We start from the raw sequence: 21136 nt of genomic DNA, 5'->3' as shown, positions 1-21136 counted from the left end.
CGATCAAACATGAACGCTACTTTGTCGGCGAAGGGTTGACCAATGTGCGAAAAGCCATTGATATTAAATTTCGGTTCAAGATAGCCACGCATACAGAGCTCTGCTTGCCAGCGACCAGTTCCTCGAGGGATAACTCTCTCGACCAATTTATTACCGCCTGTTCTGATTATACTCCCGCGCCTGAATTGACCTGAGGTTTTCCCCTCAAATCACTTTGTATTCCTTGAGCGATATGACGCGGAAGTTGTCGGTGACGGTGTCGCGGAACTCTGGCCATTTTTCTGGCAGGGTCTTGCGGAAGAAGTCGAAAATGGCCTCTGTGAATTGGTTGAACGTTGCATAGTGCCGATTGTGGGTGACCCATTTGTGCATAACACCCCAAAGACGCTCGATCGGGTTGAGGTGCGGGGCATATGCTGGCAAGAAATGCAACTTCACCCGACGTTCTGGGCTGTCCAGCCATGGCTGTAGTATCTTGGCATGATGATAGCGGGCATTGTCGACAAAGACGTGGATGGCCGTCTTGGTTTGGTTGTTGCGTTCCAACTTTTCCAGCATCTGTCGGGTTGTCTGGGCATTGATCTTCTCGCCTTCCACAAAGGTGAACTGGAAAGTCTCAAGGTCAAGCGCGCCCTGATGTCGCCTTCAGGGCCGTCTTTTGTCCCTTGGGGAACCAACCATGGGCGGGGCGGCTCTGGTGTTCGGGGTGGACAGCGTCCGAAAAGACAACCATCTCATCTGCGGCCAACCCGTTCATCAGGGCCTCATATTTGGCAATAAACGCAGTCTGCTTGGCTTCATCGGCCTGTGCAGGCAGTAATTGTGGTTTCTTATACGCGAACCCCAGGCGGCGCATCAGCTTGGCGGCTCCCGACGTGCTGTAGTTTTGGTCGCACTCGGCTAGAACATAGGCACAGACCTCATCGGCATTGCGGGCAGGCTGCGCGGTGAAATGGGCTCTCACCGCCTGCTCTTGCACGACGGACAAATGACCCTGACGCTGGCTGTAGTCCTTCAGACCGAAAAACGATAGTCCCGCACCGGCAAAGGCAAATCGCCACTCCGTCAAAACTGTCGGGCCAATATCCAAAATCCGGCAAACCGTTCCGGCGTCTTCTCCTGCGTCCAAAAGAAGAAACGCGCGCGCCCGTTTCCAAACAAGGGCGTCAACTTTGCGGCGGCGGCAAAGCGCTTCAAGTGCTATGCGCTGCTCGTCGGATAAGGAGACTGTTTTGTACTGCTTGCTCATAAACTCAAAATACAGACTGAACCGCCTTTGGCCATGCGACGAAGTGAATCGCAGGCCCAAAATCGTCAGGTCAATTCAGGCGCAGGAGTATATATGACCAAAAAGCTCGGTTAGCTGTCCCTGATGGTCTTCCTCTGAAACGACCATACATTCCCAATCGATATCAATTCCGCGTTCATCAGACCGAAGCGGTCCACTGGCAAATAGCGGGACTTCACTGGGAAGCTTCCATTCGTTCAAGAAATGCTGCAAAACGGCATCACTTAGTTCTGAGCCTGACATATTTAGGTTGCCAAAGTCAGGCCAAAAATCAGGACGCTGACTGGGGGAAATGTCCGACAATGGCTCACCAAACGGCAGGGCAGGAACGATATATTCCGCTAAGTTCGCGCTGTCCAAAATCCCCTTCACAAAGCAGTACCCAATAGTTCGTAGGTACGCAGAGACAATCGCGCTTTCACAGTTCCAAGAAAGCGAACAACTCACATTGTCTAGGCTGTGATATTTTTCGCTTATGTAGTCAGTGTGATTGAAAAAAAGAAATGGCTTGCGCTTGGTTAGTTCTTCCCACTCGGCCGCAATCCGAAGGTCAAGCCTAAGGCCGCAGGCGCGGGATAAGCGGTGTATTTGCATGCTCCAAATATTAGGGACCCCATTTTTGGATCGTTCCATCCTCTCCGAGGGCCTCAGATCGCCATTTGAAAACTCTGAGTACTCTAAATTTTCGAACTGGGGACTAAATCCTAAAGTTTCAAGAATATACTCAGACAAGACAGATGGGTGCCTTAAGACCGAACGAATTTCAGACTCGGAGAAAGGTACTGGGTCACTCAATTTCAATACTGATAGGAAGTCGCAAATATCCGCTTCATAAAGAAGAGTGCCTAGCTTCTCCAAGTACAAGTTACGGAAATTGCCTTCATCCAACAACAAATTTGAAATTTCTTTGGCTGCTTTTAATCTTGCAACCTTGTCAGGCACGAAAAAGTACGAAAGCAACATTCGACCAGAAACATTGGTTTGATCCTCAGCCTTCAAGGGCAAATACTCTGATGGTAAGTTGAGGTGCTGAACACCTGCTTCGAATCCGATGAGCATGGCCTCAGTTACGGCGACTGCTTCATCAAACTGTTCAGCCTCAATCAGAAACGCGACTAGATCATCTGTTGGAGCTAGATTCCAAAGATTCAATCTGGTACTTTTACCCTCATGAGCTAACGTGGACTGAAGGAAATCTTGCCATTTTTTCTTGTAGATCCGCGCATATTTCTTAAGCTTACCGGTGGCATCTCGGCCACCATATGCCGACCAAAGTTGGTTAAATTTTACGTCTCGGAGGGCCCATTTGTAAGCGGTGTTTTTTCCTTGGAGCCTTTGGCTAAGTTCAAAGATTTCGCCAATGCTTGGATTCAAACATCAAGTGCAACGGTTGATTTGAAGGCCGCGATTTCGTCGGCCATGGCTTCAGCGGGTGTTCTCCAACCGAGAGTTTTTCTCGGGCGGTTGTTCATCAGGTTTGCAACGTCGTTCAGCCATGTTTGGCTTGCACCGTTCAGGTCAGTTCCTTTGGGCATGTACTGACGCAGCAGTCCGTTGGTGTTCTCGTTGCTGCCACGCTGCCAAGGCGCATGCGGATCGCAGAACCAGATATCGATCTTCAACCGTCTGGCGAGTTCGGGGTGGCAGGCCATTTCGGAGCCGCGGTCGTAGGTCATGCTCTTGCGCAAAGCAGCGGGTAGTCGTCTCATCTGGCGGGTGAAGCTGTCGAGCGCGGCCTCGGCCCCATTGCCGTCCATTTTGCAAAGAATGACAAAGCGTGTCTTGCGCTCGACCAAGGTCCCCACTGACGAGCGATTGAATGCGCCCTTGATGAGGTCGCCCTCCCAATGGCCTGGTACCAGTCGCGCTTCGATCTCTTCAGGGCGATTGATAATGCGCAATGATTCCGGGACCATAGCACTGCCCGCCGCTGTCCTGCGCTTGAGCCCACGCTTAGGCTTCGCTTGACGCAACGCCTCGATCATCGCCGCCTTCAGCCCACCACGTGGCTGCGCGTAAATCGCGGCATAGATGGTCTCATGGCTCACATGGGCGGATGGATCATCAGGCTTCATGAGACGCAGTCTCTGCGCAATCTGCTCAGGCGACCAGTGCAGATGTACGAGCTTGCCATGAACAAAACGATAAAGATCGCTCCCCTCCACAAGCTTGCGCTCGCGGCGGCAGCGCGCACGCCGGGCATCATAGGCCTGCCGCGCCGCTTGCGGGCAATAGCTGCCGTCTTCCTGCCGACCTCGCGCCAGCTCACGGCAGATCGTGCTCGCCGGGCGATGCAAAAGCTGGCCGATCAACCGCTGACTGCTGCCCCTATTATGCTCGGCTAATATCACGCCACGGTCCTCGCTGCTGAGGTGCTTGCTTCGTATGTCCATCACAACATCCTATGCCCAAAGGGCTCTGAGTGTTGCATTTGAAACTTGAGCCTAAGCAGTCCAAGTGCCGCCCAACTTTCTTTTGCGCGTAAAATTGCTAGTGACGCAAATATCGATCTGTCAGAAGCCACCCTTGCGGATCGCGCAGCACTTTCTGCCTTTATCAAAAAGAAAAAAAGCAAGCCGTCAAAGGGGGGGAGTGAAAAATGATGGTCGGGCCAGTCGAGCCTCCACGGCACCGGACAGTGACTGCACTTAGATCAAGTCAGTTTTCGTTGTCATTTTCGGCCCTAACCTGCCGTTCACGTCCACCTCAGGATGCTGCAGTGCGGCCCGTCATTGCGGACATTAGTGCATCTTGCAGCATTTTGGTTGGCTAATACGTCGCTCTGCGGACAAAACGGACTTTAGTCGCAGGTTCATGAATGATCTCTTTTTAATCCGGCCAATACTATTGGCATCAGTTTGCATGGTCCTCGCAACAACCAGCCTGGCTTATTTGTACCCATTAAGCTGTGTGACCTTAACGATTGGGTGGGACAACATTTGCTTGCATTCGGCCCAGAAAATATATGCGATATTGACGCCGTGATCTCAGAAATTATGAGTTGGGAACATCTGCATTCGCAACGCTGTAAACTCAGAAAACTGCTGTAACTGTGATCATCAACAATCAGCGGCAACTTATCTTAACCGGAAAGGTTTAGTGGTGAACCAACCCGAATGCCGCACCGCCGACCTCGTCAGCCGCTATCTTGTTCTGACCAAAGAAGTCCTGCCACAGATGGCGCGCACGTCTGACACTAACTGGCCTGTGCTATATGATCATTGCTTCCAATGCATCGTTTTGGACACTGTGAGCAATGGTGTCTGGTATGAAAACCTCGCGCGTCCAGCATACAAACATCTTTCTCGCGATCAGGCCGTTCGCGCTGTGCAATTGTGCGAAGATATTATGGCAGGCCGCGCCGATCTGCATATACTTAATCGCCAGTCATTGATCTGGCGCGGCAAATGATTGCCGGTGCGGCGACCAGCGCAGTCGCACATGAGCGCAAAAGCAGATAAGGTATTGCTGGAAATACGCGGACGCCGACATTTGTTAGCTCGCCAGACATTTTTCAAATTTACGCGAGGAACTGCACGATGAGACAGCTGATCTTCTTCGGATGGAATTTCATATTCAATGCCGACGTAAGCCCCCTGCGTCATATACCGGACACCAAAAGACGGCACCTTGTTTTGCAAGCATTGGGGTTGATGTGGGCCGTCAGTTTCGGCATCGCCCTTGGCAGTTATACGGTGTTGGCGATCAGCGTTCTTGGACATGCTGTCTTGATAGCCGCAGCGGCTGTCACCGTGGCGACGTACACTGCGGCAGCCTCAAAGCCACACCTGTTTATGAGCGGGTTGGGGCGAAGCCGTGACGGCGAACACGACTAAGGAGTTATGTCGTCAGATCACCACTTGGACAGTATACGTGCCATCGCTTTGATCCAGTTCACTTAGAAACCTTGTGCGCACTGAAGCGCCCCATAACCTTTGATATGAAAGGACGGATCGGCAGAAAAGCGCGATACCCGATCTCAAGCACCGGCAATACTCCGCGGATCTTGGCCACACTGGCGGCCCACTGCCACCCCGGTAGCGTCTCCCAGACCTCGATAAATGCCCGTGCTCCAGAGACGAGTGAGCCATCCGATCGGCGAACATGGAACCGACGCATCGCCGTATCAGACGTAAGATCAGCGCCAAGTCGGGCATCGTTGCGGGATACATCGACAAAGCCCAGTTTGTCGCCACCCACGCGAGACGCATAATGATCTATTTCAATCGAACACAGCGGACACGACCCGTCAAAGTAGATGGTCGGCCCTTTTTTAAACGTTTGGTCTGCACTACTATTCTCCGGATTGCTCCGAATTGCGATCACATCATTGTCGTTACGCTGCATCTTTGACGACTTTATGACGGCTCAAAATGCGCTGCAATGTTCGACGGTGCATCTGCAAAAGCCGCGCGGTCTCTGAAACGTTTTCGCCCGCCTCGTGAAAGACCTGTTCGATGTGTTCAAACCGTGCATCGTCGGGTGAAATGGGCGCATCTGGTGCCGGTGGCCGTGTGCCGTTTGGGGCCATGAGCGTATCGACAATCTCGTCGGCTGTGGCGGGCTTAGTCATATAGTCGATGGCCCCAAGACGCGTTGCTGCGACGGCAGTCTGAATATTGCCGTACCCCGTCAGAATGATCGCGCGCGCATCAGGGCGTTGTTGTTCTAGCGCCTCAACGACGTCCAACCCGCTTCCATCCTGCAACCTAAGGTCAATGACTGCATATTCCGGTGCATTCATGCGGACCGCACTCAGACCCTCGGCAACGCTTGAGGCAGACGTAATGTTAAACCCTCTTTTTTGCAACGCGGTACCTAGACGCGACCGAAACGCATCATCATCCTCGACCAGCAGCAGGGTCTTTGTGTTGTTTTCAAAATCCATAACGATCTCCTTTGTAATAGGTACGCCCCAGATCATGCGCTGGACGTTAATCGCGTCAATCCGCCGCTACTGCGTGTCTCGACCTGTTTCAGTCGAGGTTCGGTGTGGGACGACATAGGGAACTTCAGCGCGGTAGGTTTGAAATTCCGTGCCATAGCGCGCAGCAAACCGACGTTCTTTCAAACGAGGCGCAAACAGGCAGTAAGCAGTGTAGATCACGGCCAGCACCAATTGATCCGGTGTCCAGACAGGAACAGTCCAGAGCGTCAGCGCAAAGGCGACATAGATCGGCTGACGGATCAGACGAAACAGCCCTAGGTTTGGCATATCGGGAAACACGGGTCGAATGCGACCCAGCAATGACATCCAGCCAAGCGCGCCGGACTGAACCTCGGCGCCTGCGTCAAAACTGGCCTTTGTTAGCAAAAGCCAACTGGCTGCGTAGGCGGTCGTAAGCAGCCAGAACGCAGCACCATCCGCACGCCACCACACGATCCCTGAAGGCGTCCAGAGTGCAAACAATGCCAACAACTGCACGGAGGCGATGATGGCGTAGGTTGTCGTCGCTAGTGTGCGACCATGTGGGCCGGGGACGAGTTTGGACAGCAAACTGCCACCGCGCTTTGTCAACAAAATGGAATGAACAAGCGGGAATTGTACAATCAACGCCAGGTTCGCCAACGCAGCCCACGGCCATGGCACGGTTCCAAAGCTTTCGCTCAGGCCAAAAAACATGGCGGCAATCATTGCCAGAATAGCGATGGCAAACGTGACGTGGCACACAAATCCCATTCCCAACGCCAACGCGATGCGCGCCGTCCCCGCAGGCGGTCTGATCGCGGTTAGGATCAAGGCCACAAGGCGCGCAATACGCGGGTCCTGCATCATAGTGTGCGCGTCAACAGATCATCGGCGATAGCGGTACCGCTGGTCCATGCGTCCTCAATCAGTGGGCCAACGCACCAATCGCCTCCAAGGTACAAAGTGGCATCTGGCATGCGAGCAAAGGGTTGGCCCAATGGGTTGGCAACCCGCGAATATCGCCACCGATGGGCGACTGCGTGGGTGACGCGGTCCGGTGTGACCCCAAGACGATCACACAAAAACAGCACCATGCGCGCTGCTACGTCCGGTCGGTCTTCCTCGAGATGAGCATGACTAAACGCCAGCCCTGCCTGCGCCACCCATGCGGAGCCGTCAATGTCTGGCCTGCCCGGTTTGCTGCAGTCTTGAATGATCGAACTCAGCGGATCGTGCGCCTTGCCCGGACGCGCGGTTGGCACATTGCCGGATATAGCCGCCATTAACGTCAAACCAGGCGACATTTCAACGCCTGCGATCTCCGCCATCAGCGGATGCTGCGGCCCCAAAAGGCCAGCGGCCTGCGGCGCGGGCACGGTTATCACAACACGGTCGGCCGCAAATTTCTGCTCGTCGCACTGCACATCCCAACCCGACCCGTTTAGCACAACCGCGTGAACCGAAGTGCCAAGCCGCACGTCCAATCCTGCTGCCATTCCTTTGGGGATTGCGGACATGCCGGGGGTTCCCACGCTCCAAGTCTCCCCAGCAGTATCGACCCACGAGGCGGCGTGCTTGTAATCACCTAAGCGGCAAAGCACATTGGCAAATTCGCCTCCTGTTGCACTTACGTGCGGTGCGCCGTGATCAAACCGCATATCCCCAGCACGCCGTGTGGCGACACGCCCACCAATTCCGCGTCCCTTGTCGACTACGATCACATTCCGGCCCGCATCGTTCAGCCGACGCGCACAGGCCAAGCCTGCGATGCCTGCTCCAATGATAATAATGTCCGTCATACCAGTCCTGTCTCTTGCAAAATCTGTGGGATCTTTTTCCTAACTTTGAAAAACCCCGCTGTAGCATGCGGCCATATCGCCTCATCCCAAACGCGACGCTTTTCACATAACGTGATGCCGTGATCTTCGAGGAGTGGCTTTGCTCGCGTTAACCAGTCGTGCAATGGCCCGCGTGTCACATACGGAGTAAAAATTTGTTTGGTGCCAATGCCAACGGCCCAATCGACTAAATCTCGCGGATCATCGGCCCTAAGGTGTGTTGGGCTAACACCAAGTCGTGCGGCGGCGTCGGCCAATGCAACTCGCTCAGCCGTGCTGACCCTTTCGGGCACATCGCGCGGCGAGCGCAGGTACGTGCACGACAACGTCGCCGTGGCGCAGATGTCAAAACCGGACAAATCAAAGTCCTCGATCCGGCAATCTTCGTCCGTGATTAACAATGCGGTTGGAACACCGGTGCAGAGCGCGTGCATGTCGCGCAGGGGTAAAACATTTGGCAAACCGTCAGGTTCGGTGGCCTCCAAGCCTTTAGTAACTTTGGCCAAATCAAGATCTCGTGGATTAAACCGCCCGCCCGTAAACGTGGCGATGTTTTCGGCGCGGGCTGGATAGGGTTTGCCGCGCGTATGCAGCCCCGCCGCCCACCGCCAGTTCAACGTGTTCGCCGCCGCGTCTCCGTCCAGCAAATGGCGATAGAAAAAATCGGCCCCCAACCGCCATGGCAGGCCAAGGGTGAATATCCAGATCGATGCGAACCACATACGCGCGTGATTGTGCAGATAACCTGTATTTACCAGCTCGTGTGCCCAAGTGTCGAAATAACCCAGTCCGGATTGCCCCGTCTCAGCAAGCTCGACATCGCGGCGCAGCTGTCGGTCGCGCTTCAGTGATTCAAGGTCCGCGTTCAGCCCTGAAACATAGCTGGCCCAAACCTGAGGGCGTCGTTCAAGCCAGCCTTTGAAATACCCACGCCAGACCACTTCTTCTATAAAGGCGCGCGCATCATCGGGCCCGTGGACGGCAAGGGCGGCGGCGACAACTTCACGTTCGCACAATAAACGGCGACAAATGTAGGGCGACAGGACGGACACCGCAGTGTGCTGACCCGCACCATGATCGTAATTACGCCCGTTTTCGTACTTCTTTCCCATCGCCGGTACGAAAGCCTGCATTGCGCCAAGCGCCGCGCTACGGGTCATTATGACGTCCAACATGTTGAATTTCCTTTTGGGTCCACGAAGATGATGGTCCTGAACACGATGAGTTCAACCCCGTGGCGGGGCACGCCGCGGCATTTTCCAAGGTGCGCTGATACGCTCGAGATGGTTCACATCCGCGACTGTTTGCACCACGATAAGGGTATGAGGTAGGTTCAAAGTCGCCTTTAGGCGTTAAAGCCCTAATTATTATATTTACTCCTGCGCCTGAATTGACCTGACGACTTCGGGGCCTGCGATTTAGTTCGCCGCATGGTCACAGACGCACCGGTCTTTATTTTGAGCGTATGAGCAAGCAATACAAAACAGTCTCCTTATCCGACGAGCAACGCATAGCACTCGAAGCGCTTTGCCGCCGCCGCAAAGTTGATGCCCTTGTTTGGAAACGTGCGCGAGCGTTCCTTCTTCTGGACGCAGGAGAAGACGCTGAAACGGTCTGCCGGATATTGGATATCAGCCCGACAGTTTTAACGGAATGGCGATTTGTCTTTGCCGGAGCGGGGCTGTCATTTTTCGGCTTGAAGAACTACAGCCAGCGTCAGGGCCACTTGTCCGTCCTGCAAGAGCAGGTGCTGAAAGCCAATTTTACCGAACATCCGGCCCAGAACGTAGATGAGGTCTGTGCCTATGTTCTAGCCGAGTGCGACCAAAACTACAGCACGTCGGGAGCCGCCAAGCTGATGCGCCGCCTGGGGTTCGCGTATAAGAAACCACAATTACTGCCTGCACAGGCCGATGAAGCCAAGCAGGCTGCGTTTATTGCCAAATATGAGGCCCTGATGAACGGGTTGGCCGCAGATGAGATGGTTGTCTTTTCGGACGCTGTCCACCCCGAACACCAGAGCCGCCCCGCCCATGGTTGGTTCCCCAAGGGACAAAAGACGGCCCTGAAGGCGACATCAGGGCGCAAGCGGCTCAACATTCAGGGCGCGCTTGACCTTGAGACTTTCCAGGTCACCTTTGTAGAAGGCGAGAAGATCAATGCCCAGACAACCCGACAGATGCTGGAAAAGTTGGAACGCAACAACCAAACCAAGACGGCCATCCACGTCTTTGTCGACAATGCCCGCTATCATCATGCCAAGATGCTACAGCCATGGCTGGACAGCCCAGAACGTCGGGTGAAGTTGCATTTCTTGCCAGCATATGCCCCGCACCTCAACCCGATCGAGCGTCTTTGGGGTGTTATGCACAAATGGGTCACCCACAATCGGCACTATGCAACGTTCAACCAATTCACAGAGGCCATTTTCGACTTCTTCCGCAAGACCCTGCCAGAAAAATGGCCAGAGTTCCGCGACACCGTCACCGACAACTTCCGCGTCATATCGCTCAAGAAATATAAAGTGATTTGAGGGGGGAACTCAGGTCAATTCAGGCGCAGGAGTATAAATAATTTAAAAAAGAACTTCAGTTATGCCTAGCCCAGCAGATCGTCCCGGCAGCCGCCTTATGGATCGTCCCGAATATCAATCCAAACAACGACCCCTTACATGTTCGCCAGAGACCTCCGTTTTCGACGCAGTCACGCAGATCGCCGCTAAAAACTATGGTTCCGTCATCGTCGTTGATGGTGATCAAAAAGTCATTGGCGTCGTGACCGAGCGTGACGTGATGAACAAACTGGTCGCGAAAAAAAAGGATGCGCAAAAAATGCTGCTGTCCGATCTGATGACCGGAAATCCGCGCTTGGCCCGTGAAACCGATGACATGATTGACTGGCTAAGAATTATGTCCAATGAACGCTTTCGCTGCCTGCCTGTGGTCGATGACGAAGGGCGCATCAAAGCTGTGTTCACGCAGGGCGATTTTGTATCTTACACATGGCCGAACCTGATTTATCAGATGCGCTCGATTGCGACGGCAACGGTAACGGTAACAAAAAAAAACTGGTTATTCTTTCTGATCGGTGGCGGAATCGCGTTATATTCACTGGTTATGGTTGTCGTGATGAGCACGCTGAATTGACGTTTGGCTGATTTTTTGGCCGCTATTCGTCTAGCTACGCTTTGATCTCACGTGTGATGGCGGGCGACATGGGCGATACTTGCGATCCGTAAGTTTCGACCGTGTTCCCGTTCTGATCAATCAGGGCTTTGTTAAAATTTCACCTTGGCGCAAACCCGATCTCTTGTTGCAGATCGCGGTATTGCCCCGAAAAGGCAACCATAGATGCGGTTTGTACCGTTTGCATGAGCTGGCCGCCCCATTGTGTAATCGAAAACGTCGCCGTTGATGGATTGGAACGATGTGTCGAGGGCGAGGGCTGCGTGGCGAAAAACGTAATGATGAATATCGCATATGCGTGGATCGTCTTGGTCTCCTTGTCTCAAAAGGGGCTGTCGGACAGCTATAACGTTAACTCTATAGTTCGGGCGTTTCCCACCCATTCCTAGCTTAGTTAATGCCGTGCGGATTGCGACGTATCGTCAGGATGACTGGACTCGAATTAGGGTACGGCTACCTTACATTTCAACGAACAATCGCAGCCCTGAGTGGAGCAAAGCACTATGCCAATTAAGCAGCGCAACAATCTTGCGATTTACGATGATGTTGCCGCCAATTGGTGGTCTGACGATATCCGTTGGGTGCGAACGTTGAAAAACTTGGTGCCGGGTCGATTGGCATGGTTCAACCGCCATATCGATTGGACCAAAAAGACCGTGCTGGATTTGGGGTGTGCCGGTGGTTTTATGGCCGAGGCGCTGACAAACAATGGGGCACAGGTCACAGGAATTGATCCCGCCGCGCAGGCCATTGCCGCCTCAACCGCGCGTGCAAAACAGATGGATCAAACGATAAAATATGATGTCGGCGTGGGGGAAAACCTGCCCTATCCCGACGATCACTTTGATGCTGTGGTTTGTGTCGATGTGTTGGAACATGTCACCGACCGTGCCAAAGTTTTGGCCGAAGTCGCTCGCGTGCTAAAGCCGGGCGGGATGTTTTTATATGACACGATAAATCGCAATGTTATCGCACGACTGGCGGCGATTACGGTTGCCGAAGATGTCCTGCGACTATTGCCAAAAGGAACGCACGATCCCGCGATGTTCATCAAGCCGCGGGAATTACGCGATGCGTTGTCCAAGGCAGGTCTTGTTTGCGGTCCACAAACTGGGCTGGGGCCACGTGGGTTGAACAGGCATGGTGATATCACGTTTGGGCAGCTGCCAATCAAAACAGTTATTTACATGGGGATTGCCCGTTTGCCGCAGGTGGCGAAATGATCACATATGCTCTCTTAGTCACATCGCTTTTGTTTGGCGGAATGACTTTATATTCCTTCGCATTCGCTGCGTTTTTATTCTCGAGCTTGCCTGCGGACACGGCCAGCGCACTCATTCGAAAAGCGTTCCCGCATTTTTACATCTTCGTTCTGGTGACGTCAGCAATCGCTGCGGTTACCTCGTTTTCAAGTGATCCAATATCAGCCGTAATTTTGGTGTCCATTTCGGTAACGACCATTTTAGCGCGTCAAGTTCTGATGCCGATGATCAACGCTGCAACGGACGCAAAACAGAAACAACGGTTCAACGCACTGCACGGCGCGTCCGTTATGCTGACGTTGGTTCATATTGGTGCTGCCGCGTACGTCGTGGTGCGTTTGGCGAATGGCTGAAATCCGCAACACATCTGGGTTTTTTCGATCACGGCGCCAGCCACGTACCTGCCCATTCATTTTCATGTCTAAATTCAGCGCGTCGATGGCGTTCCCCAAGATGCACGAGGTCGATCGTCAACACAGTGCATCTTAAAACGGCAAAACGGTCACGCTCACTTGGTTTGTCATAGGCATATACATCTGAAATGGGGGTGCCCGGTGTCGGCTGTGTGCCATAAGAAACCCGCGACCCTTCGGGTATGCGATCCCATTGCTGGTCGATATCAGTCCCGGTCTGGATATCCACGCATGTTGTGATCCGAATTTGCAAAAGTGCGCGCGGCACCCAAACGTGAAAAGCGGCTTTTGGATTGTGTTGCAGTGCGTTGACTTTGGACGTCGCGATATCCGTGTGGACTTCAAGCAAAGATTGGGAGCGGGAGGCACCGCGCAGCGCCACAGTCCGCGCTTCGGGTATTCCATCCGGTGCGACGGTTGCAAACGTGGGATATCGCGCTGGTGAGCGGCTGTCGGCCACACCGCGTGTCAAGTGGCGCCATGCTTCATCAAGTAGGGCCTGCAGATCATTTGGACCACTCATCAATTGTCATTTCGTTTTTATCTGAATTTTTTGTAGACCCTGAAACGAGCGTCTATCAAATCCATAGCATACAGACACTTTGGGCTATTCACCGCGCGAGCGCTACTGCGCTGCAAGCACCGCGATTGATTTCTTAAGGGCCTGCCATTGGCCAACCTTGTCGCACAACCCATGCTGTACAACATCTGATTGTTCAAATTACTAGATTGTCATGAGAGCCGACATTCGAACACACCATAGCATCCGCAGTTAAGGGCTCAGGCACTAAATCGCTCCGCGATAGGGGCGCTTGCTGCGGGTGTAGGGCTTAACAGGGATTTGTTGCGCGATTCTAGATTTTGGGTGTGTGCTGTTGGTCGAGGTGATTTTGCCTCGATTGACAGAGGATATTCCGATGAACATTCAACAATCGACACCAACGACGCCCCTTCGTGCGCGCATGATTTCCGATATGTCAGGGCGCAATCTCGGCCCTGCATCACAGAGTAGTCACCTGCGCGCCTGTAAGCGTTTTGCGGCTTGGTTAGGGCGCTCGCCAGAGACGGCCACGCCAGACGATGTGAAGTATTTCCAACAACACCTGATCGAGAGCGGCGTCAGCATCTGCACCCGAAACCAAACGATGACAGGGGTCAAGTTTCTGCTCCGCGTGACCCTTCGACGGCATGATCTTGTGGCCGAGATCTTCCATTTGAAGGAACCGGTGAAAGTGCCACTGGTGCTGAGCAAAAAGGAGATTAAACGCATTCTGGCTATGGCTCCGAGCCTGAAGGCGCGCGTGATGTTGTCGCTGGCTTATGGCTGCGGGATGCGTGCGGGCGAGGTCGTGCGGCTCAAAGTTGGTGATATCGATAGCGATCAGGAAATCATCCGCATCGTGCAATCGAAGGGGCGCAAGGATCGCATCGTCATGCTGCCTGTCGATATTTTGAGCCTGCTGCGCGACTGGTGGAAAGAACGGCCGACCGGTCAGGACAAGGATGTTCCTGCACCCGAGCGGGTCCTCTTTCCCGGCTATCGCGGCAAACACCTCTCAGCGCGACAGATATCGCGGCTATTTAAAGAGACCGCGCGGGAAGCCGGGATCACCAAACCGGTCACGCTGCACACGTTGAGGCACAGTTTTGCAACCCATCTGTTGGAGCGCGGCGTCGATATCCGGGTGATCCAAGCCTTGCTCGGGCATTCCAAACTGACAACTACTGCGCGCTATGCCAGCGTTGCCACGGGCATGATTGCGGCAGTGGACAGTCCGCTGGATGATCTGAATGGAGCCAAGCGGAAGAAGGGCAAGCCTTAGCCTTCATAGGCCACCATGCCCAGTCGATCACTGGAGGTCGCGGATATCTTCCGTGACCATGGTGCTGCTTGGCGTGCCGCAAACGCAGGACACATCAGCCTGAACCAGTTCAAAGTCATGAGTGCGATTGAGCGCTGTCGAACCGCGGCGCTTGGCGGTCATGTCGCGCGCTGCGCCGACTGCGCGCATGAGCATATCGCCTACAACTCATGCCGCAACCGTCACTGCCCAAAATGCCAGGTGGGTGCAGCGAAGATATGGCTTGCGGCACGTGAGGTTGAACTGCTGCCTGTGCGGTATTTCCATCTGGTCTTCACCTTGCCAAAGCAGATTGCTGACATCGCATATCAGAACAAACGCGAGATCTATAATCTTCTGATGCGGGCAAGCGCGGACACTGTGGTCAGAATCGCCGCTGATCCTAAACATCTGGGGGCAAAGGTTGGCATAACGTCGGTCCTTCACACTTGGGGCTCGGCGATGACCCACCACCCCCATGTCCATATGATCGTGCCGGGGGGAGGGCTTTCGACAGATGGTTCAAAATGGATCGCCTGCCGCAAGAACTTCTTCCTGTCTGTCCACGTTCTATCCCGCTTGTATCGGCGGCTCATTCTGGAAGGGCTGGCCAAGCTGCATAAGGCCGGGAAACTGCAATTCTTCGGCGATCTCACAAACCTTGCAGATCGAAATGTCTTTGACACTTTCCTGCAACCGCTGCGTAAAATCGAATGGGTGGTCTACGCCAAAGAACCCTTCACCGGGCCAAAAGCGGTGCTGGCATACCTATCGCGCTACACACATCGGATTGCCATTTCAAACAGCCGGTTGATCCGTTTCGATGCGCAAAACGTCACCTTCCGCGCCAAGGACTATCGCCTCAAAGGTGCGGGCCGCCACACGACCATGTCCTTATCCACAAATGAGTTCATTCGCCGGTTCCTTATCCACAAATGAGTTCATTCGCCGGTTCCTGATCCACGTGCTGCCCAGAGGCCAGCACCGCATCCGACATTATGGGTTCTATGGGAATAGCAACCGCACGGCCAATATCGCGCGGATCCGGCAACTGCTGGGGGCCAAAACCCCTCACAAGGAGCACGATAAAGGCAACACCATCAACGATGCAGATGAACCTCCTCGTGTTCTTGCTCTGCCTTGCCCATGTTGTGGCGGGCAGTTGATAATCGTCGACACAATCGCACCAGCCCAACATCCCAGAGCGCCGCCAAAAACACAAAGGGCTGCTGCATGACGCGCGCACCGCACATCACGAACGACACCCTCGGCCGCTCGCTATATCTCCTGCGAACCAATCGGCATGCTTTGATCAAGCGATCAGCGTGGCAAAACATGGTGACGCCGACAAAATACCGTGAGTTTCAACCAACAGCAGGCAAAACCGGCGCTGCGCTTAACTCAATGCGCCCCGCCAAACTGGCCTGTCAGCTCCGGGCGAAAACACACGCATTGCGCAAATCCCCATAGCAACAATCGATCCACCCAGACCAACCCCGCGATTTCCCGCTTGAGCGCCTCTCCGACGCCAGGCAATGTTCCGCGTCACCCAAACCTCGCGCGTGGCGTCCGAGAAACCTACACCCAAGCCGCCGTTCGCTGCGCGTGCGCAGACCGTTCAAAAAGGACCGCTTGTTGAAGGCTACTAGTCGAGACACACTAGCGCCAAAGAAGTATTTTTAGATCGCAAAGTCGATTAACGATTTTCCCGTTGAGAGCTCATCCTTAATCCAATTAGGCTGTCTACCACGCCCACTCCAGGTGAGCGATGAATCTTCCGGATGCTTGTACTTGGCGGGCGAAGCAAATTTAGCTTTCTTGCCACCCGTAAGATCCGCCAGCTTGTACCCATGCTTTTGCGCAACCGCCTCTAACTCTGCAATCACGCCTGCACGTTTACGATCTTCAAAGCTTGCGACCGCTTTAGTCGCATCTTTTTGCAATTGCTTTAGTTCTTTGATGGACAGGTTTTCCAAGTTAGTATTCGTCATAAGTTCAACTTTCTATCTAAGTATTTGGCTCCCAGTTATCGTTTTTGAGTTTTAGCGGCAACACTAAATGGTGAGGAACACCGCTTCCAGTCCACTCGAAAAAACCACCGTTTGTTGAACGATTTACTAAAAGCCGACATTAGGGATTCTACAGTGGAGGGCAACTTTGTCCAGCACAGCAGACCTCTATGCAGAGTGCAGCGAAGGTCGGCTCTCCGCCCTTGATGTTGAATGCTTCACGCAAAGAAGCAGGCTGTGTTTTGTCATCCACAGAAGCTAATTCCTCACCCTGCCCGCCTCAACAAGTTTTCTTCTGACAGCTTAGGCTCAAGTTTCAAATGCAACACTCAGAGCCCTTTGGGCATAGGATGTTGTGATGGACATACGAAGCAAGCACCTCAGCAGCGAGGACCGTGGCGTGATATTAGCCGAGCATAATAGGGGCAGCAGTCAGCGGTTGATCGGCCAGCTTTTGCATCGCCCGGCGAGCACGATCTGCCGTGAGCTGGCGCGAGGTCGGCAGGAAGACGGCAGCTATTGCCCGCAAGCGGCGCGGCAGGCCTATGATGCCCGGCGTGCGCGCTGCCGCCGCGAGCGCAAGCTTGTGGAGGGGAGCGATCTTTATCGTTTCGTTCATGGCAAGCTCGTACATCTGCACTGGTCGCCTGAGCAGATTGCGCAGAGACTGCGTCTCATGAAGCCTGATGATCCATCCGCCCATGTGAGCCATGAGACCATCTATGCCGCGATTTACGCGCAGCCACGTGGTGGGCTGAAGGCGGCGATGATCGAGGCGTTGCGTCAAGCGAAGCCTAAGCGTGGGCTCAAGCGCAGGACAGCGGCGGGCAGTGCTATGGTCCCGGAATCATTGCGCATTATCAACCGCCCTGAAGAGATCGAAGCGCGACTGGTACCAGGCCATTGGGAGGGCGACCTCATCAAGGGCGCATTCAATCGCTCGTCAGTGGGGACCTTGGTCGAGCGCAAGACACGCTTTGTCATTCTTTGCAAAATGGACGGCAATGGGGCCGAGGCCGCGCTCGACAGCTTCACCCGCCAGATGAGACGACTACCCGCTGCTTTGCGCAAGAGCATGACCTACGACCGCGGCTCCGAAATGGCCTGCCACCCCGAACTCGCCAGACGGTTGAAGATCGATATCTGGTTCTGCGATCCGCATGCGCCTTGGCAGCGTGGCAGCAACGAGAACACCAACGGACTGCTGCGTCAGTACATGCCCAAAGGAACTGACCTGAACGGTGCAAGCCAAACATGGCTGAACGACGTTGCAAACCTGATGAACAACCGTCCGAGAAAAACTCTCGGTTGGAGAACACCCGCTGAAGCCATGGCCGACGAAATCGCGGCCTTCAAATCAACCGTTGCACTTGATGTTTGAATCCAAGCAGTGCCGTTGTTACGCGTCGCGCTTCATGATCCAATCGACCTCAGGCGCCGGAATAAAACGCCATTTGCGCAAAGGTCCCGCCATGACATTGAGGTAGTACATTTCAAACCCGTAGGGCGCACCACAAGGATGGTGCCCTCGAGGGACCAGAACCACATCGCCATCCGATACGGCCATCGTTTCGTCCAGCTGACCGTCGTCTGTGTAGACCCGCTGGATGCCAAAACCATCAGCTGGGTTGAGGCGATGATAGTATGTCTCTTCAAGATAAGTGATACGTGGGTAGTCATCCTCATCGTGACGGTGCGACGGGTAAGACGACCAGTGCCCTGCTGGTGTAAAAACCTCTGTCACCAACAGGCTGTCACAAAAATCCTCGTTCTCCATCGCAATGTTGTTGATGTGACGGGTGTTGTTACCCTTGCCCCGCTCGGTGAGCGTTATGCCGTCAGGACCAATCCGCCGCGCCTCATGTCCACTTTTTCCTGGTGCAGAACACACAGCCAAAACGCAATCCGTCTCAGCAACCGCATCCCAATCTGAGCCATTGGGCATGTAGAGGCAATGCGGTGGTGTTTTTTCGAAAACATTCATTCGATCACCCAAAACGCCCCAGTCTTGACCGGCCCCCTTAATATGAGCCTTGCCCTCAACCATCACCAACATAACTTCGCGATCATTGGCTACTTCGGCAGCTTTGTCCCCAGGTTTGAGGTGGTAGAGCGAGAAGCCCACATAACGCCAACCAGCACTTGCGGGGGTAATCTCATGGGTTTTTCCGCGCGCTCCAAATGGCTTCTTCAAAAGATCAGGCATTGCATTCCCCTTTGTTTAAACAGTTATTGCGATGGAAAGACCTGACTTACCGCAAATATCGACGATATGATCGTAGCCAAGCTTGGAATATTCGAACGGGTTGGCTTTCGCAGGGTCCCGTTCGGCTTCGACAACTATCCAGCCGGAGTAGTCCATTTTCTTCAGCACGTCCGTGACAGATTGAAAATCAATAGATCCCTTGGGATCCCCTGACACGGTAAAGACACCACCGACCACCCTATAAAGAAAGCTTTTGTTCTCCGCACGAATTTGACGCGCCACATCTTCTCGCACATCCTTAAAGTGAACATGGCGAATCCGATCGCCCCACTTATCGAGGGAGTCCATCACATCAGCGCCACCAAAGTGAAGATGCCCAGCATCGAAAATCAAAGTGGCCTCGTCCGATGAGCCCTTCATCAACCAATCGATCTCGTCCTAATCCTTGATCATCGAGCCCATGTGATGATGGTAGGCCAACACCGTGCATGGAACCGGTGCCAAGCATCTGCTCGAATTTGATGCTCTATCCTACCCGCACGTTATTGATGCGCGAGAATTTCACCCAGGAAGGCTTTGGCGCGGTCATGTTTGGGTGCGCTAAAGAAGTCTTCCGGCTCTGCCTCTTCTAGGATTTCTCCATCAGCCATGAACAACACACGGTGTGCTACCCGACGTGCAAAGCCCATCTCATGGGTGACGCAAATCATGGTCATGCCGTCTTCGGCGAGACCTATCATCGTATCAAGGACCTCTTTTACCATTTCAGGATCAAGCGCCGAAGTCGGCTCATCGAACAGCATCACTTTCGGCTCCATACATAAAGCCCGCGCAATCGCGACCCGTTGCTGTTGTCCGCCAGAAAGCTGGGCAGGGAACTTATCGGCCTGCTCTAGTATGTGAACGCGATCGAGGTATTTGCGAGCTATCTCCTCGGCTTCTGGGCGCGGCATCGACTTAACCCGTCGCAAAGCGAGGGTGCAGTTGTCGATGACTTTGAGATGCGGGAATAGGTTGAAACTTTGGAAGACCATACCAACCTCACGTCGCACAGCTTCGACGGATTTCGCAACGTCTTCCATTTTTCGACCAGCAACGGTGATCGTTCCATCTTTGATTTCTTCGAGGTGATTGATGCATCGGATCAATGTTGACTTGCCTGAACCCGAAGGTCCGCACAGAACAATCCGCTCCCCTTTCCGAACCGTCAGGCTCACATTTTTGAGTGCGTGGAAGCCGCCATACCATTTGTTTATTGCTTGAAGATCGATGAGAATTTCAGTCTCAGGGATATTCAGTTCTACTTTAGCTGACATATTGGCGACTTCCTTTTCTAAACTTGGACTTAGTCTACAGTGAATGACACGCCTTCGACGGGAGCTTCAAACATCGGCTGACCTAGGCCAAACCATTCTTGGTAAAGGGCATCCATGGTTCCGTTCGACTTGATGATTTCAAGGAAGCCATTGATCGTTGTATTGATCGCCGCATCCCCAAGCAACGTACCAACACCTTTGTAGTTCGTCGCAAGGACCAACTTCTCAGAGTACTCACCCGGCGCATTTTCTTCGATGCGTCCAATCGCAAATTGGTTTGCCGCAATTGCATCAACCTGACCTGAAAGTAACGCCTGAATGTTTGCTGAGTCATCATCAAAACTGAGCATGGTCGCGTTTGGTGCCAATTCAGGGATCAGGTTTTCCTGCGAGCTGCCTTTTGGAACACCGATGGTCAGGCTGTTCATTGCTGCAATGTCGGCCACATCCAGGTCGGCAGCAGCGATCAGCGGCATGCTGTCTTCTGCGTATGGGTAGCTGTATTGTAGTGCTTCCGCGCGCTCTGCACTAATGCCAAGTGTTGCGAACAAAGCGTCAACTTTTCCAGTTTGCAGGGCAGCAATGCGGTTCTGGTTCGTCACGATTACTAGCTCAAGCTCAACGCCGAGGTGGTCGGCGAAAAGGTTCGCAAGTGCTGCGTCATAACCATCGTTCTGTCCGGTTGAGTCCAAAAAACCAAAAGGCGGGTTATCGCCTTGGATCCCGATAACAACTGTCCCGCGCTCCATGATATTTCCGAGGGTATCAGCCATTGCTGCGGTAGCGCCAAGGACACCGATAACAGCTGCGGTTGATAGCAGGCCCGTAAAGGACCGGCGTGTAAAGTTAGTTAGTTTCATTTTATTTCC

21 protein-coding genes and 2 pseudogenes are annotated in these 21136 nt (G+C 53.6%); 9 read left to right on the top strand and 14 right to left on the bottom strand.

The annotated features are described in order from the left end of the window. Positions 1-204: 204 nt before the first annotated feature. The 3 genes and pseudogenes from OA238_RS30030 to OA238_RS09510 form a co-directional block, all read right to left on the bottom strand. Positions 205-1249 (bottom strand): annotated as a pseudogene (locus OA238_RS30030) (IS630 family transposase). A 75-nt stretch (positions 1250-1324) separates the two neighbouring features. Beyond that, the gene (locus OA238_RS09515) at positions 1325-2662 is read right to left on the bottom strand and encodes a hypothetical protein (RefSeq protein WP_044036576.1); all 1338 of its coding nucleotides are present in this window, start codon (positions 2660-2662) and stop codon (positions 1325-1327) included. After that, complete coding sequence (locus OA238_RS09510) at positions 2659-3681, bottom strand: IS30 family transposase (RefSeq protein ID WP_015494757.1); 1023 nt, start codon at positions 3679-3681, stop codon at positions 2659-2661. Before OA238_RS09510 ends, OA238_RS09515 begins: the two co-directional genes overlap by 4 nt. Before the next feature lie 706 nt (positions 3682-4387). Between OA238_RS09510 and OA238_RS09505 the strand changes: the two genes are divergently transcribed. Then, a complete protein-coding gene (locus OA238_RS09505) occupies positions 4388-4699 on the top strand; it encodes a hypothetical protein (protein ID WP_015495000.1) in 312 nt (103 codons plus the stop codon). A gap of 128 nt (positions 4700-4827) precedes the next feature. Further along, positions 4828-5124, top strand: a complete 297-nt coding sequence (locus OA238_RS09500) for a hypothetical protein (protein ID WP_015494999.1) — start codon at positions 4828-4830, stop codon at positions 5122-5124. 58 nt (positions 5125-5182) lie between these two features. Here the strand turns inward: OA238_RS09500 and OA238_RS09495 are convergent, their stop codons facing one another. From OA238_RS09495 to OA238_RS09475, 5 genes are all read right to left on the bottom strand, one after another. Then, positions 5183-5614 carry a thiol-disulfide oxidoreductase DCC family protein gene (locus tag OA238_RS09495; protein ID WP_245581480.1) on the bottom strand — a complete coding sequence of 144 codons (432 nt, stop codon included), beginning with the start codon at positions 5612-5614 and terminating at the stop codon, positions 5183-5185. Between the two features lie 10 nt (positions 5615-5624). Further along, a complete protein-coding gene (locus OA238_RS09490) occupies positions 5625-6176 on the bottom strand; it encodes a response regulator transcription factor (protein WP_015494997.1) in 552 nt (183 codons plus the stop codon). A gap of 66 nt (positions 6177-6242) precedes the next feature. Next, entirely contained in the window at positions 6243-7064 is an 822-nt protein-coding gene (locus OA238_RS09485; RefSeq protein ID WP_015494996.1) for a hypothetical protein, read from the bottom strand. After that, entirely contained in the window at positions 7061-7996 is a 936-nt protein-coding gene (locus tag OA238_RS09480) for an NAD(P)/FAD-dependent oxidoreductase (protein WP_015494995.1), read from the bottom strand. The genes OA238_RS09485 and OA238_RS09480 overlap by 4 nt, the downstream gene beginning before the upstream one ends. Continuing rightward, complete coding sequence (locus tag OA238_RS09475; RefSeq protein ID WP_015494994.1) at positions 7993-9210, bottom strand: FAD-binding domain-containing protein; 1218 nt, start codon at positions 9208-9210, stop codon at positions 7993-7995. The genes OA238_RS09480 and OA238_RS09475 overlap by 4 nt, the downstream gene beginning before the upstream one ends. Before the next feature lie 290 nt (positions 9211-9500). Here OA238_RS09475 and OA238_RS09470 point away from each other — a divergent pair, with 290 nt between their 5' ends. From OA238_RS09470 to OA238_RS09450, 4 genes are all read left to right on the top strand, one after another. Further along, complete coding sequence (locus tag OA238_RS09470) at positions 9501-10568, top strand: IS630 family transposase (protein ID WP_015494993.1); 1068 nt, start codon at positions 9501-9503, stop codon at positions 10566-10568. 61 nt (positions 10569-10629) lie between these two features. Beyond that, positions 10630-11181 carry a CBS domain-containing protein gene (locus tag OA238_RS09465; protein ID WP_015494992.1) on the top strand — a complete coding sequence of 184 codons (552 nt, stop codon included), beginning with the start codon at positions 10630-10632 and terminating at the stop codon, positions 11179-11181. A gap of 542 nt (positions 11182-11723) precedes the next feature. Continuing rightward, positions 11724-12443: a bifunctional 2-polyprenyl-6-hydroxyphenol methylase/3-demethylubiquinol 3-O-methyltransferase UbiG gene (gene ubiG, locus OA238_RS09455; RefSeq protein ID WP_015494991.1), complete on the top strand. Its 720-nt coding sequence runs from the start codon at positions 11724-11726 to the stop codon at positions 12441-12443. Beyond that, a complete protein-coding gene (locus OA238_RS09450; protein WP_044036570.1) occupies positions 12440-12835 on the top strand; it encodes a DUF4149 domain-containing protein in 396 nt (131 codons plus the stop codon). The genes ubiG and OA238_RS09450 overlap by 4 nt, the downstream gene beginning before the upstream one ends. A 28-nt stretch (positions 12836-12863) precedes the next feature. Here OA238_RS09450 and OA238_RS09445 read toward each other — a convergent pair whose 3' ends face one another. Beyond that, positions 12864-13418: a pyridoxamine 5'-phosphate oxidase family protein gene (locus OA238_RS09445; RefSeq protein WP_044036568.1), complete on the bottom strand. Its 555-nt coding sequence runs from the start codon at positions 13416-13418 to the stop codon at positions 12864-12866. 394 nt (positions 13419-13812) lie between these two features. Between OA238_RS09445 and OA238_RS09440 the strand changes: the two genes are divergently transcribed. Both OA238_RS09440 and OA238_RS09435 read left to right on the top strand, forming a co-directional pair. Then, the gene (locus OA238_RS09440) at positions 13813-14718 is read left to right on the top strand and encodes a tyrosine-type recombinase/integrase (protein WP_015494990.1); all 906 of its coding nucleotides are present in this window, start codon (positions 13813-13815) and stop codon (positions 14716-14718) included. 15 nt (positions 14719-14733) lie between these two features. Beyond that, a pseudogene (locus tag OA238_RS09435) lies at positions 14734-15973 on the top strand (IS91 family transposase). Positions 15974-16415: 442 nt separating this feature from the next. Here OA238_RS09435 and OA238_RS09425 read toward each other — a convergent pair. Then, positions 16416-16727: an H-NS histone family protein gene (locus tag OA238_RS09425; RefSeq protein WP_015494988.1), complete on the bottom strand. Its 312-nt coding sequence runs from the start codon at positions 16725-16727 to the stop codon at positions 16416-16418. 376 nt (positions 16728-17103) lie between these two features. On the opposite strand from OA238_RS09425, the gene OA238_RS09420 reads away from it, so the two are divergent. Then, positions 17104-18126 carry an IS30 family transposase gene (locus tag OA238_RS09420; RefSeq protein ID WP_015494757.1) on the top strand — a complete coding sequence of 341 codons (1023 nt, stop codon included), beginning with the start codon at positions 17104-17106 and terminating at the stop codon, positions 18124-18126. Between the two features lie 18 nt (positions 18127-18144). Here OA238_RS09420 and iolB read toward each other — a convergent pair whose 3' ends face one another. The 4 genes from iolB to OA238_RS09400 all read right to left on the bottom strand — a co-directional run bounded on the left by iolB (position 18145) and on the right by OA238_RS09400 (position 21127). Beyond that, the gene (gene iolB, locus OA238_RS09415; protein WP_015494987.1) at positions 18145-18951 is read right to left on the bottom strand and encodes a 5-deoxy-glucuronate isomerase; all 807 of its coding nucleotides are present in this window, start codon (positions 18949-18951) and stop codon (positions 18145-18147) included. A gap of 15 nt (positions 18952-18966) precedes the next feature. Next, positions 18967-19371, bottom strand: coding sequence for a TIM barrel protein (locus OA238_RS09410; protein WP_015494986.1), 405 nt, complete (start codon positions 19369-19371; stop codon positions 18967-18969). A gap of 122 nt (positions 19372-19493) precedes the next feature. Then, positions 19494-20267: an amino acid ABC transporter ATP-binding protein gene (locus OA238_RS09405; RefSeq protein WP_015494985.1), complete on the bottom strand. Its 774-nt coding sequence runs from the start codon at positions 20265-20267 to the stop codon at positions 19494-19496. 29 nt (positions 20268-20296) lie between these two features. Further along, a complete protein-coding gene (locus OA238_RS09400) occupies positions 20297-21127 on the bottom strand; it encodes a transporter substrate-binding domain-containing protein (RefSeq protein ID WP_015494984.1) in 831 nt (276 codons plus the stop codon). Positions 21128-21136 lie beyond the last annotated feature (9 nt).

The organism is Octadecabacter arcticus 238 (assembly GCF_000155735.2).
Lineage (GTDB): Bacteria > Pseudomonadota > Alphaproteobacteria > Rhodobacterales > Rhodobacteraceae > Octadecabacter > Octadecabacter arcticus.
The sequence above is the reverse complement of the archived record's forward strand: the minus strand, read 5'-3'. Positions and strand labels throughout refer to the sequence as shown.

Bases quoted from the DNA above. Each gene is read 5' to 3' on its own strand.
- OA238_RS09490 (WP_015494997.1), bottom strand. From the start codon at position 6,176: ATGGATTTTGAAAACAACACAAAGACCCTGCTGCTGGTCGAGGATGAT.
- OA238_RS09405 (WP_015494985.1), bottom strand. From the start codon at position 20,267: ATGTCAGCTAAAGTAGAACTGAATATCCCTGAGACTGAAATTCTCATC.
- ubiG (WP_015494991.1), top strand. From the start codon at position 11,724: ATGCCAATTAAGCAGCGCAACAATCTTGCGATTTACGATGATGTTGCC.
- OA238_RS09475 (WP_015494994.1), bottom strand. From the start codon at position 9,210: ATGTTGGACGTCATAATGACCCGTAGCGCGGCGCTTGGCGCAATGCAG.
- OA238_RS09410 (WP_015494986.1), bottom strand. From the start codon at position 19,371: ATGAAGGGCTCATCGGACGAGGCCACTTTGATTTTCGATGCTGGGCAT.
- OA238_RS09420 (WP_015494757.1), top strand. From the start codon at position 17,104: ATGGACATACGAAGCAAGCACCTCAGCAGCGAGGACCGTGGCGTGATA.
- OA238_RS09465 (WP_015494992.1), top strand. From the start codon at position 10,630: ATGCCTAGCCCAGCAGATCGTCCCGGCAGCCGCCTTATGGATCGTCCC.
- OA238_RS09480 (WP_015494995.1), bottom strand. From the start codon at position 7,996: ATGACGGACATTATTATCATTGGAGCAGGCATCGCAGGCTTGGCCTGT.
- OA238_RS09440 (WP_015494990.1), top strand. From the start codon at position 13,813: ATGAACATTCAACAATCGACACCAACGACGCCCCTTCGTGCGCGCATG.
- OA238_RS09425 (WP_015494988.1), bottom strand. From the start codon at position 16,727: ATGACGAATACTAACTTGGAAAACCTGTCCATCAAAGAACTAAAGCAA.
- OA238_RS09400 (WP_015494984.1), bottom strand. From the start codon at position 21,127: ATGAAACTAACTAACTTTACACGCCGGTCCTTTACGGGCCTGCTATCA.
- OA238_RS09500 (WP_015494999.1), top strand. From the start codon at position 4,828: ATGAGACAGCTGATCTTCTTCGGATGGAATTTCATATTCAATGCCGAC.
- OA238_RS09450 (WP_044036570.1), top strand. From the start codon at position 12,440: ATGATCACATATGCTCTCTTAGTCACATCGCTTTTGTTTGGCGGAATG.
- iolB (WP_015494987.1), bottom strand. From the start codon at position 18,951: ATGCCTGATCTTTTGAAGAAGCCATTTGGAGCGCGCGGAAAAACCCAT.
- OA238_RS09445 (WP_044036568.1), bottom strand. From the start codon at position 13,418: ATGAGTGGTCCAAATGATCTGCAGGCCCTACTTGATGAAGCATGGCGC.
- OA238_RS09510 (WP_015494757.1), bottom strand. From the start codon at position 3,681: ATGGACATACGAAGCAAGCACCTCAGCAGCGAGGACCGTGGCGTGATA.
- OA238_RS09485 (WP_015494996.1), bottom strand. From the start codon at position 7,064: ATGATGCAGGACCCGCGTATTGCGCGCCTTGTGGCCTTGATCCTAACC.
- OA238_RS09470 (WP_015494993.1), top strand. From the start codon at position 9,501: ATGAGCAAGCAATACAAAACAGTCTCCTTATCCGACGAGCAACGCATA.